This window comes from Kitasatospora sp. NPDC059722 (assembly GCF_042733235.1).
Lineage (GTDB): Bacteria > Actinomycetota > Actinomycetes > Streptomycetales > Streptomycetaceae > Kitasatospora.
In genome coordinates, this window is the sequence record NZ_JBHWGD010000001.1 from 248,843 (window position 1) to 264,537 (window position 15,695).

Annotated in this window: 15 protein-coding genes; 8 read left to right on the forward strand and 7 right to left on the reverse strand. The window is 73.4% G+C overall.

The window, feature by feature from the left end; genetic code table 11:
- Window positions 1-103: 103 nt before the first annotated feature.
- Window positions 104-931, reverse strand: a complete 828-nt coding sequence (locus ACFV4F_RS01100; protein WP_380445573.1) for a M28 family metallopeptidase — start codon at window positions 929-931, stop codon at window positions 104-106.
- A gap of 441 nt (window positions 932-1,372) precedes the next feature.
- The gene (locus tag ACFV4F_RS01105) at window positions 1,373-2,251 is read right to left on the reverse strand and encodes a response regulator (protein WP_380499966.1); all 879 of its coding nucleotides are present in this window, start codon (window positions 2,249-2,251) and stop codon (window positions 1,373-1,375) included.
- Window positions 2,252-2,518: 267 nt separating this feature from the next.
- Between ACFV4F_RS01105 and ACFV4F_RS01110 the strand changes: the two genes are divergently transcribed.
- On the forward strand, window positions 2,519-4,729 hold the full coding sequence (locus tag ACFV4F_RS01110; RefSeq protein WP_380499967.1) for a sensor histidine kinase: 2,211 nt from the start codon (window positions 2,519-2,521) through the stop codon (window positions 4,727-4,729).
- A gap of 131 nt (window positions 4,730-4,860) precedes the next feature.
- Here ACFV4F_RS01110 and ACFV4F_RS01115 read toward each other — a convergent pair whose 3' ends face one another.
- From ACFV4F_RS01115 to ACFV4F_RS01130, 4 genes are all read right to left on the reverse strand, one after another.
- Complete coding sequence (locus tag ACFV4F_RS01115; protein ID WP_380499968.1) at window positions 4,861-5,058, reverse strand: hypothetical protein; 198 nt, start codon at window positions 5,056-5,058, stop codon at window positions 4,861-4,863.
- 153 nt (window positions 5,059-5,211) lie between these two features.
- Window positions 5,212-5,874, reverse strand: coding sequence for a cupin domain-containing protein (locus ACFV4F_RS01120; RefSeq protein ID WP_380499969.1), 663 nt, complete (start codon window positions 5,872-5,874; stop codon window positions 5,212-5,214).
- 44 nt (window positions 5,875-5,918) lie between these two features.
- On the reverse strand, window positions 5,919-6,341 hold the full coding sequence (locus tag ACFV4F_RS01125; protein ID WP_380499970.1) for a hypothetical protein: 423 nt from the start codon (window positions 6,339-6,341) through the stop codon (window positions 5,919-5,921).
- On the reverse strand, window positions 6,338-6,697 hold the full coding sequence (locus tag ACFV4F_RS01130; protein WP_380499971.1) for a hypothetical protein: 360 nt from the start codon (window positions 6,695-6,697) through the stop codon (window positions 6,338-6,340). The genes ACFV4F_RS01125 and ACFV4F_RS01130 overlap by 4 nt, the downstream gene beginning before the upstream one ends.
- A 326-nt stretch (window positions 6,698-7,023) precedes the next feature.
- Here ACFV4F_RS01130 and ACFV4F_RS01135 point away from each other — a divergent pair, with 326 nt between their 5' ends.
- From ACFV4F_RS01135 to ACFV4F_RS01165, 7 genes are all read left to right on the forward strand, one after another.
- A complete protein-coding gene (locus ACFV4F_RS01135; protein ID WP_380499972.1) occupies window positions 7,024-8,367 on the forward strand; it encodes a phosphoribosyltransferase family protein in 1,344 nt (447 codons plus the stop codon).
- Between the two features lie 208 nt (window positions 8,368-8,575).
- The gene (gene hppD / locus ACFV4F_RS01140; protein ID WP_380499973.1) at window positions 8,576-9,790 is read left to right on the forward strand and encodes a 4-hydroxyphenylpyruvate dioxygenase; all 1,215 of its coding nucleotides are present in this window, start codon (window positions 8,576-8,578) and stop codon (window positions 9,788-9,790) included.
- Between the two features lie 95 nt (window positions 9,791-9,885).
- Window positions 9,886-11,088 carry a homogentisate 1,2-dioxygenase gene (locus ACFV4F_RS01145; protein ID WP_380445565.1) on the forward strand — a complete coding sequence of 401 codons (1,203 nt, stop codon included), beginning with the start codon at window positions 9,886-9,888 and terminating at the stop codon, window positions 11,086-11,088.
- Window positions 11,055-11,939 (forward strand): hypothetical protein, encoded by an 885-nt coding sequence (locus ACFV4F_RS01150; protein WP_380499974.1) that lies wholly within the window; start codon window positions 11,055-11,057, stop codon window positions 11,937-11,939. Before ACFV4F_RS01145 ends, ACFV4F_RS01150 begins: the two co-directional genes overlap by 34 nt.
- Window positions 11,936-13,156 (forward strand): fumarylacetoacetase, encoded by a 1,221-nt coding sequence (fahA, locus tag ACFV4F_RS01155; RefSeq protein WP_380499975.1) that lies wholly within the window; start codon window positions 11,936-11,938, stop codon window positions 13,154-13,156. Before ACFV4F_RS01150 ends, fahA begins: the two co-directional genes overlap by 4 nt.
- A gap of 176 nt (window positions 13,157-13,332) precedes the next feature.
- Window positions 13,333-14,379: an enoyl-CoA hydratase/isomerase family protein gene (locus tag ACFV4F_RS01160; protein ID WP_380499976.1), complete on the forward strand. Its 1,047-nt coding sequence runs from the start codon at window positions 13,333-13,335 to the stop codon at window positions 14,377-14,379.
- A 154-nt stretch (window positions 14,380-14,533) separates the two neighbouring features.
- Entirely contained in the window at window positions 14,534-15,319 is a 786-nt protein-coding gene (locus ACFV4F_RS01165) for an enoyl-CoA hydratase (protein WP_329930762.1), read from the forward strand.
- Between the two features lie 126 nt (window positions 15,320-15,445).
- Here ACFV4F_RS01165 and ACFV4F_RS01170 read toward each other — a convergent pair whose 3' ends face one another.
- Complete coding sequence (locus ACFV4F_RS01170; protein ID WP_380499977.1) at window positions 15,446-15,595, reverse strand: hypothetical protein; 150 nt, start codon at window positions 15,593-15,595, stop codon at window positions 15,446-15,448.
- Between the last annotated feature and the right edge of the window lie 100 nt (window positions 15,596-15,695).

Consider the following 15,695-nt stretch of genomic DNA (forward strand, 5'->3'; position numbering starts at 1 on the left):
CTGGCTGTGTGTCGGGCCCGGGGCGGCGGGCGCTCGGGGGGGCGGGGGGGCGGGCGCGCCCCCCCCCCCCCCCCCCCGCGGGTGCCCTCGCGGGCCGGCGGGGTCAACTCCCGTCGGCCGAGAGCGTCCAGAGCGCGTGGGCGATGGCGTCGGTCATCCGCCCCAGCGCGGTGTCGTCGATGTTGGCGCTGGTGTCGCACGCGGCGTGGTAGCAGGCGTCGAACGCCTGGCCCGCGGTGCCGCCCCACTTGGCGGCCTGGTCGGCCGTCTTGATGTAGTCGGCGCCGCTGAACAGCCCTCCGACACGGATGCCCGCATCCTGGAAGGGCGCGTGGTCGGAGCGGCCGTCGCCCTCGAAGTCCTGCTCGGTGGCGATGCCGCGGGCGGCGAACCAGTCGTGGAACAGGGCGTCCAGCGCCGGGTCCTGGCGGTAGGTGAAGTAGCCGGGGTTCGGCGAGCCGATCATGTCGAAGTTCAGGTACGTGTCGATCGACGAACGGTCGGCGGGGGAAAGGCCGTTGACGTAGTTCCGGGAGCCGACCATGCCGTTCTCCTCGGCTCCCCACCATGCGAACCGGAGGTGCTTGGCGGGCTTGAGCCCGGCCCGCGAGACGGCCAGGGCGGTCTCCAGGATGCCCGCCGTGCCGGAGCCGTCGTCGTTGACGCCGGGGCCGGCCTGGACCGAGTCGAGGTGGGCTCCGGCCATCACGACGTGCGCGGAGTCGCCGGACGGCCAGTCGGCGATCAGGTTGGCACCGCCCGCGCCCCCGTCGTCGAACTGCTGGACGGCGGTGGTGAATCCGGCCGCGTCCAGCTGCGCCTTCACGTAGTCGAGCGAGGCCTGGTAACCGGAGGTGCCGTGGGCGCGGTTCCCGCCGTTGGCGTCGGCTATGGACTGCAGTTGCGCGAGGTGGGCCTTGACGTTGGCCACGGGTATGGCGGGGGCGTCCTGAAGTGCCTTGAGGCCGACGGGTTTTACCCAGACGGCCGGGGCAGCGGGGGCGGCTGCGGCGGCCGGGGCGGCAGGGGCATAGAGGGCGGCGGCAACCAGGCCGGCCAGTGCGGTAGGCAGAACGGCGCCGCGAAGGGCTGCACGGCGGAGGACTGTACGACGAGGGACGGCACGTCGAAGGACAGCACGGACGCCGTGCGGGGTGCGCTCGGTCACGGGAGGCTCCAGGTTCCGGTGGGGCAGAACGGGAAGGCGTAACCTCGCGGACGCGCACCGGGGTTGGGGACTCCGGGCGGAACACCTGTTGTGGGGTCGGGACGAGTCACGATCGCAAGGTTGACGCGTTCATGAGGATCCGGCCGGGCCCCGGGGTCGTCAAGGGGTGGCGCAGCGGTCGGCCGTCGGCCAAGGCCGGGACGGTCAGCCGTCGCCGAGGCCCATGTCGCGGGCGCGGGCCACCGCCTCGGCGCGCGTGCCGACGTGCAGCTTCTCGAAGATGTGGGTCACATGGTTGCGCACCGTCTTCTCCGCCACGACCAGCTCACGCGCGATCCGCCGGTTGTCCAGTCCCCGCGCGACCAGGTCCAGCACCTCGGCCTCGCGGGCGGTGAGTTCGGGGAACAGCTGTCCCGCCTCGCGCATCCGCGCACCCGCCAGCAACTCGGCGATCCGCCCCGCGACCTCGCCCCCGAAGACCGCGCCGCCCGCCGCGACCGTCCGCACCGCGTGCAGCACCTCCTCCCGGCCGGCCCCCTTGACCAGGTAGCCGCGGGCCCCCGCCTGGAGGGCGGCGAGAAGGTTCCCGTCGTCGTCCGACATGGTCAGCATCAGCACGGGCGGGGCCTGCTCGCGCCCCGCCAGTGTCCGGAGGGCTTCCAGACCGGAGCCGTCGGGCAGCGAGAGGTCCATGATCACGACGTCCGGCGCGGACCGCTCGACGGCCCCCGGCACCTCGGCGATCCGCTCGGCCTGCGCCACGACGGAGATGCCCTCGGCGCTCTCCAGTGCCGCCTTGAGGCCCTCGCGGAACAGCGGGTGGTCGTCGACGACCAGGACGCGGACGGGCCTGACTCCCTGCGGCTCGCCAGACCCCGACTCCGCGAGCTTCGGCTCCGCGGGCTTCGGCTCCGCGGGCCCCGGCTCCATGGGCTTCGGCTCCTCGGGCATCGGGTCCTCGGGCATCGGGTCCTCGGGTTTCGGCTCATCACGCCTCGGGCCCTCGGGTCGCAGCGTGCCGGGCTGCGACAGGTCCGGCTCCGGCGCGTTGGGCTGCGGTTCGTCCACCCGGTGTTCGTTCACCCGGCCGACGCTACCAGCGACGATCACGTGACTTTCCGTGACATGCTCCGGGGTCATCCGGGCGGCTGACCGGCCGGGCCGGAGCAGCGGGACACCGGCGGTGACCCGCTGCGGGCCGCGGACGAGACCCCTGCCCCATGCGCCCGGGACACCGGGCCGCCGAGACTGGAACGCGGCCCACGAAACGGCGGCCACCCCTCGCCGTCCCGGGCCGGAGCCCCGAGTACCCGAAGCCCACGTCCACCTTCGAGCCTCCGAGGCGGTGCCATGACCACGGCGTCCTCCCCCCGGCCCCGGACGGCGGCACGGCAGCAGCTCACGGCGGCTGCGGTCGTCACGGCGGTCTGCCTGGTCGTCGCCACCGCCTGGATCTGCTACGTACTCGTCCACCTGGGGGACCCGAGCGTCGTCACGCCCAGGAACGAGCTCGGCATCCTCATCTACGCCCTGCCGACCGCCGGTGCCGGGATGCTGCTCCACGCCCACCGCCCCGGCAACCCGCTCGGCTGGGTCATGCTGGTCTACGCGGTCACGCTCGTCCTGCCCAACGCCGCCGCGGCGCCGGTCACCGTCCAGATCGCCGACCCCGGCGTCGTGGGCGCCGCGGCGGTGTTCCAGGTCCTCTGCGACACGGTCAACTCCACGCTCTTCTACGTCCTTCCGCTCTGGCTGCCCACCGGCCGCCTGACCACGCGCCGCTGGTGGTGGTACATCGCCGCGGTCGTGCTCTGGGTGCTGCCGGGCTCGCTGTCGTTCCTCGCCAGGCCCGAGGTGTTCGACCGCCCCGACCCGCTCGCGGACAGTCCGCCCGCCCGGTTCTTCGGAGCGCTCGGGGAGCACGTGTACGGGTACTCGGACGCCGTCAACTACCTGCTCGTCGGCATCGCCGCCGTCGTCCTGCTGGCGCGGATCCTCCGGCCGGCCGCCCCGGCGGCGGGGCAGCGGCAACCCGTCGCGCGGCACCGCGCGAACGTCGCGGCGATGCTCGCCGCCTACCTGTTCTGGGCCGGCATGCAGGACTTCTACCGGCGGATGTACCGGGAGGCGTTCTGGCTCAGCTACGCGCTCTTCGCGGCGGCCGGGCTCGCCTGGGCGGTCGCCGTCGGGTACCTGGTCGTCCGGGACCGCGGCTGGCGGCTCGACCGCGCCGCGCGCAGCGTCCTCAGCGGGCTGCTGCTGGCCACCGGGATCACCGCACTGTTCGTGGCGCTCGCGGCCGTCCTGTCCGGCCGGCTGGCGCCCGGGCACAGTGGGCTGGCGCTGGTGCTGATCGCCCTCGTGTTCACGCTCGGTGCCGGACTGCCGCGGGCCACCCGGTGGGCCGTCTCGCTGGTGGACCGGCTGTACTACGGCGAGCGGGCGCAGCCGTACCAGGTGCTGCGGCACCTGGCGGGGCGGGTGCGGCAGGTCGTCGACCCTGCGGAGTTGCCCGCCGCGCTGTGTGCGACGGTCGCGGAGGAGCTGCGACTGCCCGGGGTCGCGCTCACCGTCAGTACGCGAGCCGGGCGGCGCCCGCTCGCCTCGGTGGGGCGGTTGGACGGGCGGCGGGAGCAGGGCTTCGCGCTGGTCCACCACGGCGAGCCGATCGGCGAGTTGACGGTCGGGCTGCGGGACGGCGAGGAGCGGCTGGACCCGAGCGACATCGACATCCTGCGCTCGCTGGCCGACCAGGCCTCGCCCGCGGTCGCGTCGCTGCGGCTGCAGGAGGACCTGCAGGCGAGCCGGGAGCAGCTCGTCGCGGCGCGGGAGGAGGAGCGGCGGCGGCTGCGCCGGGACATCCACGACGGGCTCGGTCCGGCGCTCGCGGGGCTTCGGCTGCGGGTGGACAACGCGGCGTCGGCTCCCGCGGCGTCGGCTCCCGCGGCGTCAGGGGGTGCAGGGATACCGGGGGCATCCGTCCTGGACGGCGGCCTCGGCGGGACGCTGCGGGGAATCTCGGCCGACCTCGGGATGGCGATCAAGGAGGTGCGGCGGATCACCGAACGCCTCGGGCCCGCGCCGCTGGGCGAGTTCGGGCTCACGCGGGCCGTGCGGCAGCTGGCCGGGACGTTCAGCGGCGCGGGGCTGAGGGTGACGGCCGACGTGTCGCCGGACCCGCTGCCCGACCTGCCCGCGGCGGTCGAGGTCGCGGTGTACCGGATCGCCGCCGAGGCCCTCAACAACGTGCTGCGGCATGCCCGGGCACGCCACGCCAGGGTGACGGTCCGAGTGGACGCGGAGGCCGTCACCCTGGCCGTGCGGGACGACGGGGTGGGGCTGGTCGGGGACACGGCCCGGGAGGCCGGCGGGGACGGAGGGGCCAGCGGGGCCGGAGGGGTCGGACTGCGGTCGATGGCGGACCGGGCCGCCGAGGTCGGGGGCAGGTGCACCGTCGGGCCCCTGCCGGAGCACGCGGGGACCGAGGTGCTGGCGACGCTGCCACGGTCGCCCTCCCGGGAGCACGGCACGGACGGCTCGGGTTCCGCGCCGGAGGTGTGAGACGTCGGGGTGTGAGACGTCGGGGCGTGAGCCGTCGCGGACGGCTGGCAGGCCACCCGTCACCCCACGGCACGGCCCTCGGTGCGGGGGGCACCGAGGGCCATCAGGGGGATCGGGGACTTGGCCGACTGTCAGGTGTGGCCGGGCCTGCACTTCTGGCCGAGCTGGCAGCCCTGCGGCGACTCCCCGATGCCCGGCGCCGAGCCGGTGCCGGACACCGACGCCGACGCCGACGATGAGCACGCGCTCTTCAGCGCGACCGCTGCCGCGATGGCGCCGACGGCGGCGCCGGCCACGCAGAGCGCCTTCGTGGTGGTGTTCGTTGCCATGAGTGGTACTCCCGCTTCTTCCGAACGGCCGAGTCGATCGATCGGTCACCCCCCACTGTGCGCACGAGTGAGCCCCGGCCGCATGGGACCGCCGTCCCGTTCCGGTCCCAGAGGGGTGGTCCCGGCCCGGGGCGGAGGAAGGACGGCGATGGCTCAGTGCGACCGGCAGGGGCGCGGCCGGTCGCTGTCGGCGAGGTGGTCGGTGGGCGGGTCCGGGCATCCGACACGGCCCAGAACCGCCGTGACCGGCCCTTGCGGACCGGCCCGGAGGCCGTGCCGCTCCCCCGCCCGGACATATGCCAAGTCACCGGGGAAGAGGGAGACTTCGCCGTACTCGCCGAGAAGCACGCCGGTGCCCGACATGACGACGATGAACGCATCGGACGCCGGGTAACGGAGGAGCTCGTGGCCTTCACCGGCGGCGAGGGTCATCGATGTGACGGCGACCCTCCGCCAGGCCATCCGGTCCGAGGAACTCCTGCGCTGGGCCGGGATGTTGACCGATTCTTCGACCCGCACCGGCTGGACGGTGAGGATGGCGGTCGGTGCACCCCGGAGGGCGGTGAGGCGGCAGGCGCTGCCGGGCGCGTGGTGGAGCGCCTCGCCCGGACCGAGGATCCGGCCGGCCGCGGCCAGGCGGCCCGCGAGCACCACGGTCACCGATTCGGCGCCTGCCGGCGGGCGTTGCTCGATGTGGGCACCGGGCGGCAGCGTTTCGATGGTCAGGCCAGCGAGTACGGGCGGGCGGCGGCTCGGGTCGATCGGACGTTGGAGGGCGGGCGCGGTGCGGGGCACGGCGACGGGGACGACAATCACGCGGATGACCTCCGAGAGTCATGTGCAGGTGAACGGCACTGGGGTCAGGGGCGGTTGTGGCGCATTTGGCGCCGTTCGGCACGGCGGCGGGCGAGACTCTCTCGCGTCCCCGCGGTGCGGCGGGGAACGGCGAGGGTGAGGCAGAGCAGCTCCGCGCCGAGCGGGCCGGCTTCGAGATGGAGCGTGCGACCGCTCACGGCCAGGAGGAGGTCGCCGTCCGATGCCAAGTGGCCTGGCTCGTCGGCCTGTTGGCCGATGGTGGCGGTGCCGCGCAGGACGTGGAGCACGGTCTCGGCGTCGGCGCGTCCCGGCAGGACGTGGTGGGCGCCGGGGCTCAGGCGCAGGTGGTCGAAGGACTCGCAGGCGCTCGTGAGCATGTCGCGACGGGCGAGGCAGCGGACGCGGACGCGTTCGCCGTTCGGGCCGAGGATGACGGCGGCGGAGGCCGTCGCGCTGGAGACGATCACCGGGGTTCGCCTTCTTTCGGGGCTTGGGCGGGGTGCGGGACGGCGAGGACCGCGTGGAAGTACTCCATCCCGGCGGTGCCGGCGGTGAGGACGGTCCGCGCGCCGATCGGGAGGGTGAGCGCGGTGCCCTCGACGAGCGGGATGCCCGCGTCGGGGGCGCCGGCCTCCCCGGGTTCACCGGCCAGGCCGGACCCGGCGGTGACGTAGAGCATGTGCTCGACGGTGTCGGCGCCCACCTCCGCGCTGCGGCCCGGGTCGAGCCACTGCAGGCCGACACCGCGGAGGGGGCCGGCGAGCAGGCGGCCGGGGTCGACGGCGCCGTGTCGGCGCAGGTCGGTGAGGACGGTGCCCGGCATCTCGGGGCTCCTTCGGGTCGCGGCGGGCCCCGGCGGCCCGCCTTCGACATCACGGTCCGCCGCCCGCCGTCCCGGCCGCACGGGGGCTGGGTCCCGTGCGGTTCCCGGCTCGCGCCCGGGCCGTGCCCGTCCCCCGCCCGGGCGGCGAGCGGGACTCGGACGGGACGGGGGCGGGACGGGTGGGACGACGGAAAGCCGACAGCCGACGGCTGGCGACGAACAGATAACAGCTGACAGATAACAGATTTCGAAATCTGTTATCTGTCAGCTGTTCGCCCACTCCCGCTCCGCCCACCCGACGTACCGTGGAACTCGGAGGCTGCGCGATGCACGTCACCGGTACCCACTTCACCGACCGCACCGACGCGGGCCGCCGACTGGCCGCCCGCCTGGGGCACCTGAGCGGGTCGGACGCGGTCGTGGTCGCCCTGCCGCGCGGCGGGGTGCCCGTGGCCGCGGAGGTCGCCGCGGCGCTCGGCGCGCCCCTGGACATCTGTGTGATCCGCAAGCTCGGCGTGCCCTACCAGCCCGAGCTCGGCATGGGCGCCATCGGCGAGGGCGGCGTCCGGGTCCTGAACGACGAGGTGATGCGCCTCGGCGGGATCGCCCCCGACCAACTGGCCGACGTGGAGCGGCGCGAGCGCGCCGAGCTGGAGCGCCGCGCCCGCCGCTACCGGGGCGACCGCCCGCCCGCCGACCTGCGCGGCCGGACCGTCATCGTCGTCGACGACGGCATCGCCACCGGCTCCACCGCCCGGGCCGCCTGCCGGATCGTGCGCGCCCGCGGCGCGGCCCGCGTGGTCCTGGCCGTCCCCGTGGCCCCCCGGGACTGGACGGACCGCCTGGCCGACGTCGCCGACGAACTGGTCTGCGTCGCCACGCCGTCCCCGTTCTTCGCGATCGGCGAGTTCTACGGCGACTTCTCCCAGACCGACGACGACGAGGTCCTGAGCCTGCTGGCCGAGGCCCGCGGCGAGCGCCCGCCCGCGCCCGTCGCCCTCGACCGCGAGGTGGAGCTCTCCGCCGCCGGCGTCCGCCTGCCCGGCCACCTGACCGTCCCCGCCGACGCCCGCGGCATCGTCGTCTTCGCACACGGCAGCGGCAGCAGCCGCCACAGCCCCCGCAACCGGCACGTCGCCCGCCACCTCAACCAGTCCGGCCTCGCCACGCTGCTGTTCGACCTGCTCACCGAGGCCGAGGAGCCGGACCGGAGCAAGGTGTTCGACGTCGGCCTGCTCGGCTCCCGCCTGACCGCCGTCGCCGAGCGGCTGACCGCCCTGGAAACGACCCGGGCCCTGCCGCTCGGCCTGTTCGGCGCGAGCACGGGCGCCGCCGCCGCGCTGCACACCGCCGCCGACCTCGGACCCGGGGTCGGCGCCGTGGTGTCACGCGGCGGCCGCCCCGATCTGGCCGGGCCGGACGCCCTGGGCCGGGTCACCGCCCCGACCCTGCTCGTCGTCGGCGGCCTCGACGGCACGGTGATCGACCTCAACCGGCGGGCGCGAGCCCGGCTGCGCTGCGAGAGTGAACTCGCGGTGGTCCCCCGAGCGGGCCACCTGTTCGAGGAACCGGGCACGTTGGACCAGGTCGCCGAGCTGGCCGGGGACTGGTTCCGGCACCACCTCCGAGCACCGGGCGACCCCTTCGAACCGGTTACGCAGAGTTCGTGAATCGACCCCGATCAGCAGCGCATATTGCGCAGCCGAACGCGGGATTTCCTGATCAGCTTGTACACATTGAACAGTGAAAAACCGACCTGTTGCCCAACCACCCGGACAGGAGCAAGCTCTCCGCTCAGCCGCACCGCCCACCCCCATCAGTGGCGCGGCCGCCTCAAGCGGACGCCTCAGAGCCGAGGCCCAAAGTGGAGGAAGACCGATGACCCCGCAGTCCCACGCCCTTGAGCTGACCCCCGAGGAGCGCGAGGCCGGTCTCGACGCCGACCAGCTGCGCCGCCTCGTCGGCCTCGTCGAGCACGACCCGGCCACCGACCCGTTCCCCGTGACCGCCCAGGACGCGGTCGTGTTCGTGGTCGGCAACGCCACCCAGACGGCGCAGTTCTACCAGGCCGTGTTCGGCATGGAGCTGGTCGCCTACTCCGGCCCGGAGACCGGTCGCCGCGACCGCAAGGCCTTCGTGCTCCGCTCCGGCTCGTGCCGCTTCGTGATCAAGGGCGGCGTCCAGCCGGACAGCCCGCTGCTGGACCACCACCGCCGCCACGGCGACGGCGTCGTCGACCTGGCGCTGGAGGTGCCGGACGTCGACAAGTGCATCGAGCACGCCCGCGCGACCGGCGCCACCGTGCTGGAGGAGCCGAACGACGTCTCGGACGAGAACGGCACCGTGCGCCGCGCCGCGATCGCGACCTACGGCGAGACCCGGCACACCCTGATCGACCGCTCCCGCTACCACGGCCCGTACCTGCCGGGCTACGTCGTCGCGGAGAGCAGGGTCAAGCACCCGGAGGGCTCGCCGAAGCGGCTGTTCCAGGCGCTGGACCACGCGGTCGGCAACGTCGAGCTCGGCAAGATGGACGAGTGGGTCTCGTTCTACAACCGGGTCATGGGCTTCGTGAACATGGCCGAGTTCGTCGGCGACGACATCGCCACCGACTACTCCGCGCTGATGTCGAAGGTCGTCGCGAGCGGCAACCACCGGGTGAAGTTCCCGCTGAACGAGCCGGCGATCGCCAAGAAGAAGTCGCAGATCGACGAGTACCTGGAGTTCTACACCGGTCCGGGCTGCCAGCACATGGCGCTCGCCACCAACGACATCCTCACCACGGTCGACATCCTGCGGGCGCGCGGCGTCGAGTTCCTCAACACCCCGGACGCGTACTACGACGACCCGGAGCTGCGCGCCCGGATCGGCAAGGTGCGCGTGCCGATCGAGGAGCTGAAGAGGCGCGGCATCCTGGTCGACCGCGACGAGGACGGCTACCTGCTGCAGATCTTCACCAAGCCGATCGGCGACCGCCCCACCGTGTTCTACGAGTTCATCGAGCGCCACGGTTCGCTCGGCTTCGGCAAGGGCAACTTCAAGGCGCTGTTCGAGTCCATCGAGCGCGAGCAGGAGGCCCGCGGCAACCTGTGAGGGTCGCGGAACTCTGAACACGGTCGACGTACCGTGAACGCGGTCGACGTACCGTGAGCACGAGCGGCTGAGCACGGTCGAGGAGGAGCAGGGAGATGGCGTACTACCGGCAGCTGGGCAGCATCCCGCCCAAGCGGCACACGCAGCACCGCACACCCGAAGGCGGGCTGTACTACGAGGAGTTGATGGGCGAGGAGGGGTTCTCCTCCGATTCCTCGCTGCTCTACCACCGCGGCATCCCGTCCGCCGTGGTGAACGCGGTGCCGTGGGAGCTGCCGGACCAGTCCACGGTGCCCAACCATCCCCTGCTCCCCCGCCACCTGAAGCTCCACGAGCTGTTCGCCGGCCAGGAGTGGAAGGCCGCGGACGTGGTGGGCGGCCGCCGGCTGGTCCTCGGCAACGGCGACGTGCGGATCTCCTACGTCGCGGCCGGGGCGCCGAGCGAGCTGTACCGCAACGGGCTCGGCGACGAGTGCGTGTACGTGGAGTCCGGCTCCGGCACGGTGGAGACGGTCTTCGGCGCGCTGGAGGTCGGCCCGGGCGACTACGTGATCATCCCGCGGGCGACCACGCACCGGTGGGTGCCCTCCGGGGACGAGCCGCTGCGGGCGTACTGCATCGAGGCGAACAGCCACATCACGCCGGTGAAGCGCTACCTCTCCAAGTACGGGCAGCTGCTGGAGCACGCGCCGTACTGCGAGCGGGACTTCCGCGGGCCCGTCGGGCCGCTCGTCGTCGACACCCCCGGGGACGTCGACGTGCTGGTCAAGCACCGTGGGCCGAACGGCATTTCGGGCACCCGCTACACCGTGCCGCACCACCCCTTCGACGTGGTGGGCTGGGACGGCTGCCTGTACCCGTACGTCTTCAACATCCGGGACTTCGAGCCGATCACCGGGCGGATCCACCAGCCGCCGCCGGCCCACCAGGTGTTCGAGGGCAACAACTTCGTGATCTGCAACTTCGTTCCGCGCAAGGTGGATTACCACCCGCTGTCGATCCCGGTGCCGTACTACCACGCGAACGTGGACAGCGACGAGGTCATGTTCTACTGCGGCGGCGACTACGCGGCCCGCAAGGGCTCGGGCATCGGCCAGGGTTCGATCTCGCTGCACCCGGGCGGGCACACCCACGGCCCGCAGCCGGGCGCGTACGAGCGCAGCATCGGCGCGGAGTTCTTCGACGAGCTCGCGGTCATGGTGGACACGTTCCGCCCGCTGGAGCTGGGCGAGGGCGGCCGGGCCAGCGAGGACGCGAACTACGCGTGGACGTGGTCGGGCCGGGGGCCCGGGCGATGAGCGCCGGCGGCTCCGCGATCCCGGACCTGTTCCGCGGACTCTTCGACGACGCGGCGGTGTTCCCGCCGGGGAACCTGCCGGTCGCCGAGGCGGTGCCCGCGCACCGCGCCCACCGCACGGCCTGGTACGCCGACGCGGTCGGCCCCTTCCTGTGCGGGGCGGGCCGGCTGGGCGAGCTGGCCGCGGCGGTGGAGGGCACCGGGCCGCTGAGGGTCGGGCTGGTGCTGCCGGGGGGCAGTGCCGAGCTCGGGCCGGCTCTCGCCGCCGCCGGGCCGTTCGAGGTCGCGGGCGTCGAGCTCGCGACCCGGGACGTGCACGAGGCGGTGGCCGAGCTGGACCGGCTGCTGCCGCCGGACGTGCCCGCCGCCGTCGAACTGCCGCGCGAACTCCTGCACGGGGACGGGCTGGACGAGACGCTGGACGCCCTGGTGGACAGCGCCTACCGGGCGAAGTTCCGCACCGGCGGGGTCGTCGCGCAGGCCTTCCCGGGTGAGGACGAGCTGGCCGCGTTCCTCACCGGCTGCGCGCGGCGAGGCCTGCCGTACAAGTGCACGGCGGGGCTGCACAACGCCGTCCGGCACACCGATCCGGTGACCGGCTTCGAGCACCACGGCTTCCTCAACGTGCTGCTGGCCGCGCAGGAGACGGACCGCGCCGCGGCCGCCGAGGTGCTGGCGGAACGCGACGGCCACGTGCTGGCCAAGGCCGTCCGCGCCCTGAGCGCGCACCAGGTTACGGTGATCCGCAACTCGTTCACCGCGTTCGGCACCTGCAGCATCGCCGAACCCCTGGACGACCTGGCCGCGCTCGGCCTGCTGTCGCCCAGCCCACTCGCCCAGGAGGACCGTTGAGCACCCCCCGCAGCTGGCTCGCCAGCGCCCAGGACTCGCCGTTCGGCGTGCACAACCTGCCGTACGGCGTCTTCACCGCCGCCGACCAGCCCGGGCGGCGCCGGATCGGCGTGCGCGTCGGGGACTTCGTGCTCGATGCCGGGGCCGCCGCCCGTGCCGCCGGGTCGCCGTCGGTGCTGCTGGCCGCGGACTCGCTCAACCCCCTGATGGCCGCCGGGCGTTCGGCCTGGACGCAGGTGCGGGCCGACCTCACGCTGTGGCTGACGGACGAGTCCTACCGCGAGGCGCTGACGCCGGCGCTGCTGCCGGTGGGCGAGGTCGAGCTGCACCTGCCGTTCGAGGTCGCGGACTACGTCGACTTCTACGCGAGCGAGCACCACGCCACCAACCTGGGCCGGATCTTCCGCCCGGGCTCGGAGCCGCTCACCCCCAACTGGAAGCACCTGCCGATCGGTTACCACGGGCGGGCGGGGACGGTCGTCGTGTCCGGCACCCCGGTCGTGCGCCCGCACGGGCAGCGCAAGGCGCCGGCCGACGCGGTGCCGTCCTTCGGGCCGACCCGCCGGCTCGACATCGAGGCCGAGGTCGGCTTCGTCGTCGGCGCGCCGTCCACGCTCGGGCGGCCGGTCGCCCTGGACGACTTCCGCGACCACGTGTTCGGCGTGTGCCTGGTCAACGACTGGTCCGCGCGCGACATCCAGGCCTGGGAGTACGTGCCGCTCGGCCCGTTCCTCGGCAAGTCCTTCTCGACCTCGGTCTCGCCGTGGATCGTCCCGCTGGACGCCCTCCAGCACGCCCGCGTCAGCCCGCCGCAGCGCGACGTCGAGCCGCTGCCGTACCTGGACGACCGCGGCGGCGAGCCGTGGGGCCTGGACCTGGCGATGGAGGTCCGCCTGAACGGGCACCTCGTCTCCCGGCCGCCGTTCGCGTCGATGTACTGGACGGCGCAGCAGCAGCTCACCCACATGACGGTCAACGGCGCGTCGCTGCGCACCGGCGACCTGTTCGCGTCGGGGACGGTCAGCGGGCCGGAGCCGGACACCCGGGGTGCGCTGATCGAGCTGACCTGGAATGGCGAGGAGCCGCTGAAGCTGGCGGACGGCACGACGCGGACGTTCCTGGAGGACGGCGACGAGGTGACGATCACCGCGACGGCTCCGGGCCCGGACGGGACGGTCGTCGGCTTCGGCGAGGTGACGGGGCGGGTCGAGCCGTAGCCGGGCCGTAGTCGGGTCGCAGTCGGGTCGTACGACCGGCGCGTGACGGCGAACAGATGACAGATGACAGCTGACAGATTTCGTTTTCTGTCAGCTGTCATCTGTCATCTGTTCGGCCTAGTACGGTGGGCGATAGGGACGGGGATCTTCGACACCGACGAACGGGAGCGGGCCCGATGAGCGGCGAGGTGCAGGACTTCCAGGACGGCTGGGCCGGGCGGATCGTGCTGAACCGGCCGAGGGCGCTCAACTCCCTCACCCACGGCATGATCACCGCCGTCCGGGAGGCGGTGGACGCCTGGACCGCGGACGACACCGTGCGCACCATCGTCCTGACCGGAGCCGGCGAACGCGGCCTCTGCGCCGGCGCCGACATCCGGGCCATGCACGACGACGCCAAGGCGGGCGGCGCCGGCGCCCGGGCGTTCTTCCGCGACGAGTACCGGCTCAACGCCCTCATCGCCCACTGCCCCAAGCCGTACGTCGCGGTCATGGACGGCATCACGATGGGCGGCGGCGTCGGCCTCTCCGCCCACGGCTCGGTGCGCATCGTCACCGAGCGCTCCGTCATCGCCATGCCCGAGACCCGGATCGGCCTCGTGCCGGATGTCGGCGGCAGTCGCCTGCTGGCCCACGCCCCGGGCGAGTTGGGCACCCATCTCGGCCTCACCTCCGCGTCGATGGGCCCCGGGGATGCCCTCCTGTGCGGCTTCGCGGACCACTTCGTCCCGTCCGCGAAGATCCCGGCCCTGCTCTCCGCCCTCGCGGCGGCCCCGGACGCGGACGCCGTGACCGCCGTGGTCGTCGCCGCCGCCGAAGCGGCGCCGCTCGCCGGCCTCGCGGCCCAGCGCGAGTGGATCGACACCTGCTACGCCGCCGACACGGCCGAGGAGATCGTCGAACGTCTCCTCGACTCCGGGGTGCCCGAGGCGAAGGAGGCCGCCGAACTGGTCCTCGCCAACTCGCCGACCGCCGTCAAGACCACCCTCGCCGCACTGCGCCGGGCCCGGCCGCTGCCGTCGCTGGAGGCGGTGCTCGACCAGGAGTACCGCATCTCCTGTGCGGCGCTGGACAGTCACGACCTGGTCGAGGGCATCCGCGCCCAGGTGATCGACAAGGACCGCAACCCGCGCTGGTCCCCCGCCACGCTCGCCGAGGTGACGGAGGCCGACGTGGCCCGCCACTTCGCCCCGCGCGAGGGCGACGAGCTCGGCCTGGCCTGACCCGCGCGCCCTCCGCCCACCGCTCGGCCGCGGGCCGGACCCGTGACGACTGTCTCGCATGCCAAGACTGGCGCGAGGCGGGGCGCTTCGTAGATCGTTGGGTGGTCAGGGCGCGCCCGTGCGGCGCCGAGCAGCGGAATGGGAGTCGACGGCGATGACCGAGACCGAGACCTACGAGACGATCCTGGTCGAGCGCAAGGGCCGGGTGGGGCTGATCACGCTCAACCGTCCGAAGGCGCTCAACGCGCTGAACACGCAGCTGATGAACGAGGTCGTCGAGGCCGCGACGCGGTTCGACCGGGACCCGGAGATCGGCTGTCTGGTGATCACCGGGTCGGAGAAGGCCTTCGCGGCGGGCGCCGACATCAAGGAGATGCAGGGCAACCAGTTCCCGGACGTCTACCTGGACGACTGGCTGGGCCCATGGGACCGGCTCGGCCAGCTGCGCAAGCCGGTCGTCGCGGCGGTGGCGGGCTTCGCGCTCGGCGGCGGCTGCGAGCTGGCCATGCTGTGCGACATCCTGCTGGCCGCCGACACCGCGAAGTTCGGGCAGCCGGAGATCAAGCTCGGCGTCATCCCCGGCATCGGCGGCTCGCAGCGGCTGACCCGGGCGGTCGGCAAGGCGAAGGCGATGGAGCTGTGCCTGACCGGGCGGATGATGGGCGCCGAGGAGGCCGAGCGCGCCGGCCTGGTCTCCCGGATCGTCCCGGCCGACCAGCTGCTGGCCGAGGCGCTGGCCACGGCCGAGACCGTCGCGGCGATGTCCGCCCCGGCCGCGATCATGATGAAGGAGAGCGTCAACCGCGCCTTCGAGACCACGCTGGCGGAGGGCGTCCGTTTCGAGCGGCGCCTGTTCCACGCCGCGTTCGCGACCGCGGACCAGAAGGAGGGCATGAACGCCTTCGCCGAGAAGCGGCCGGCCGCGTTCATCAACCGCTGAGCACGGACCGCACACCCGGGGTAGGGCGGCAAACGCCTGACGGGTGACAGATGACGAGTGACAGATGACGGCGAACAGATAACAGATGATGAAATCTGTCATCTGTTATCTGTTCGCCGACTCCCGTCAGCCCTCCTCCGCCAGCACCGTGTTGAGCCGGGCGAACCCGCTGCGGGTCGCGGCGACGACGATCTGGTCGCCCGGGCCGAGGCGGCGGGTGCGGTCGGCGTAGTTCCACTGCAGGTGCGGACTGCGGGCGAGGCGGGGGGGGCGCACCCCCCCCCCCCCCCCGCCCCCCCCGGAGGGGCCGGTGATTCAGGTCACCCCCCCGCCCGCCCACCCCCCCAACAACCCCCACCGCCACCCCGGCCGGGAC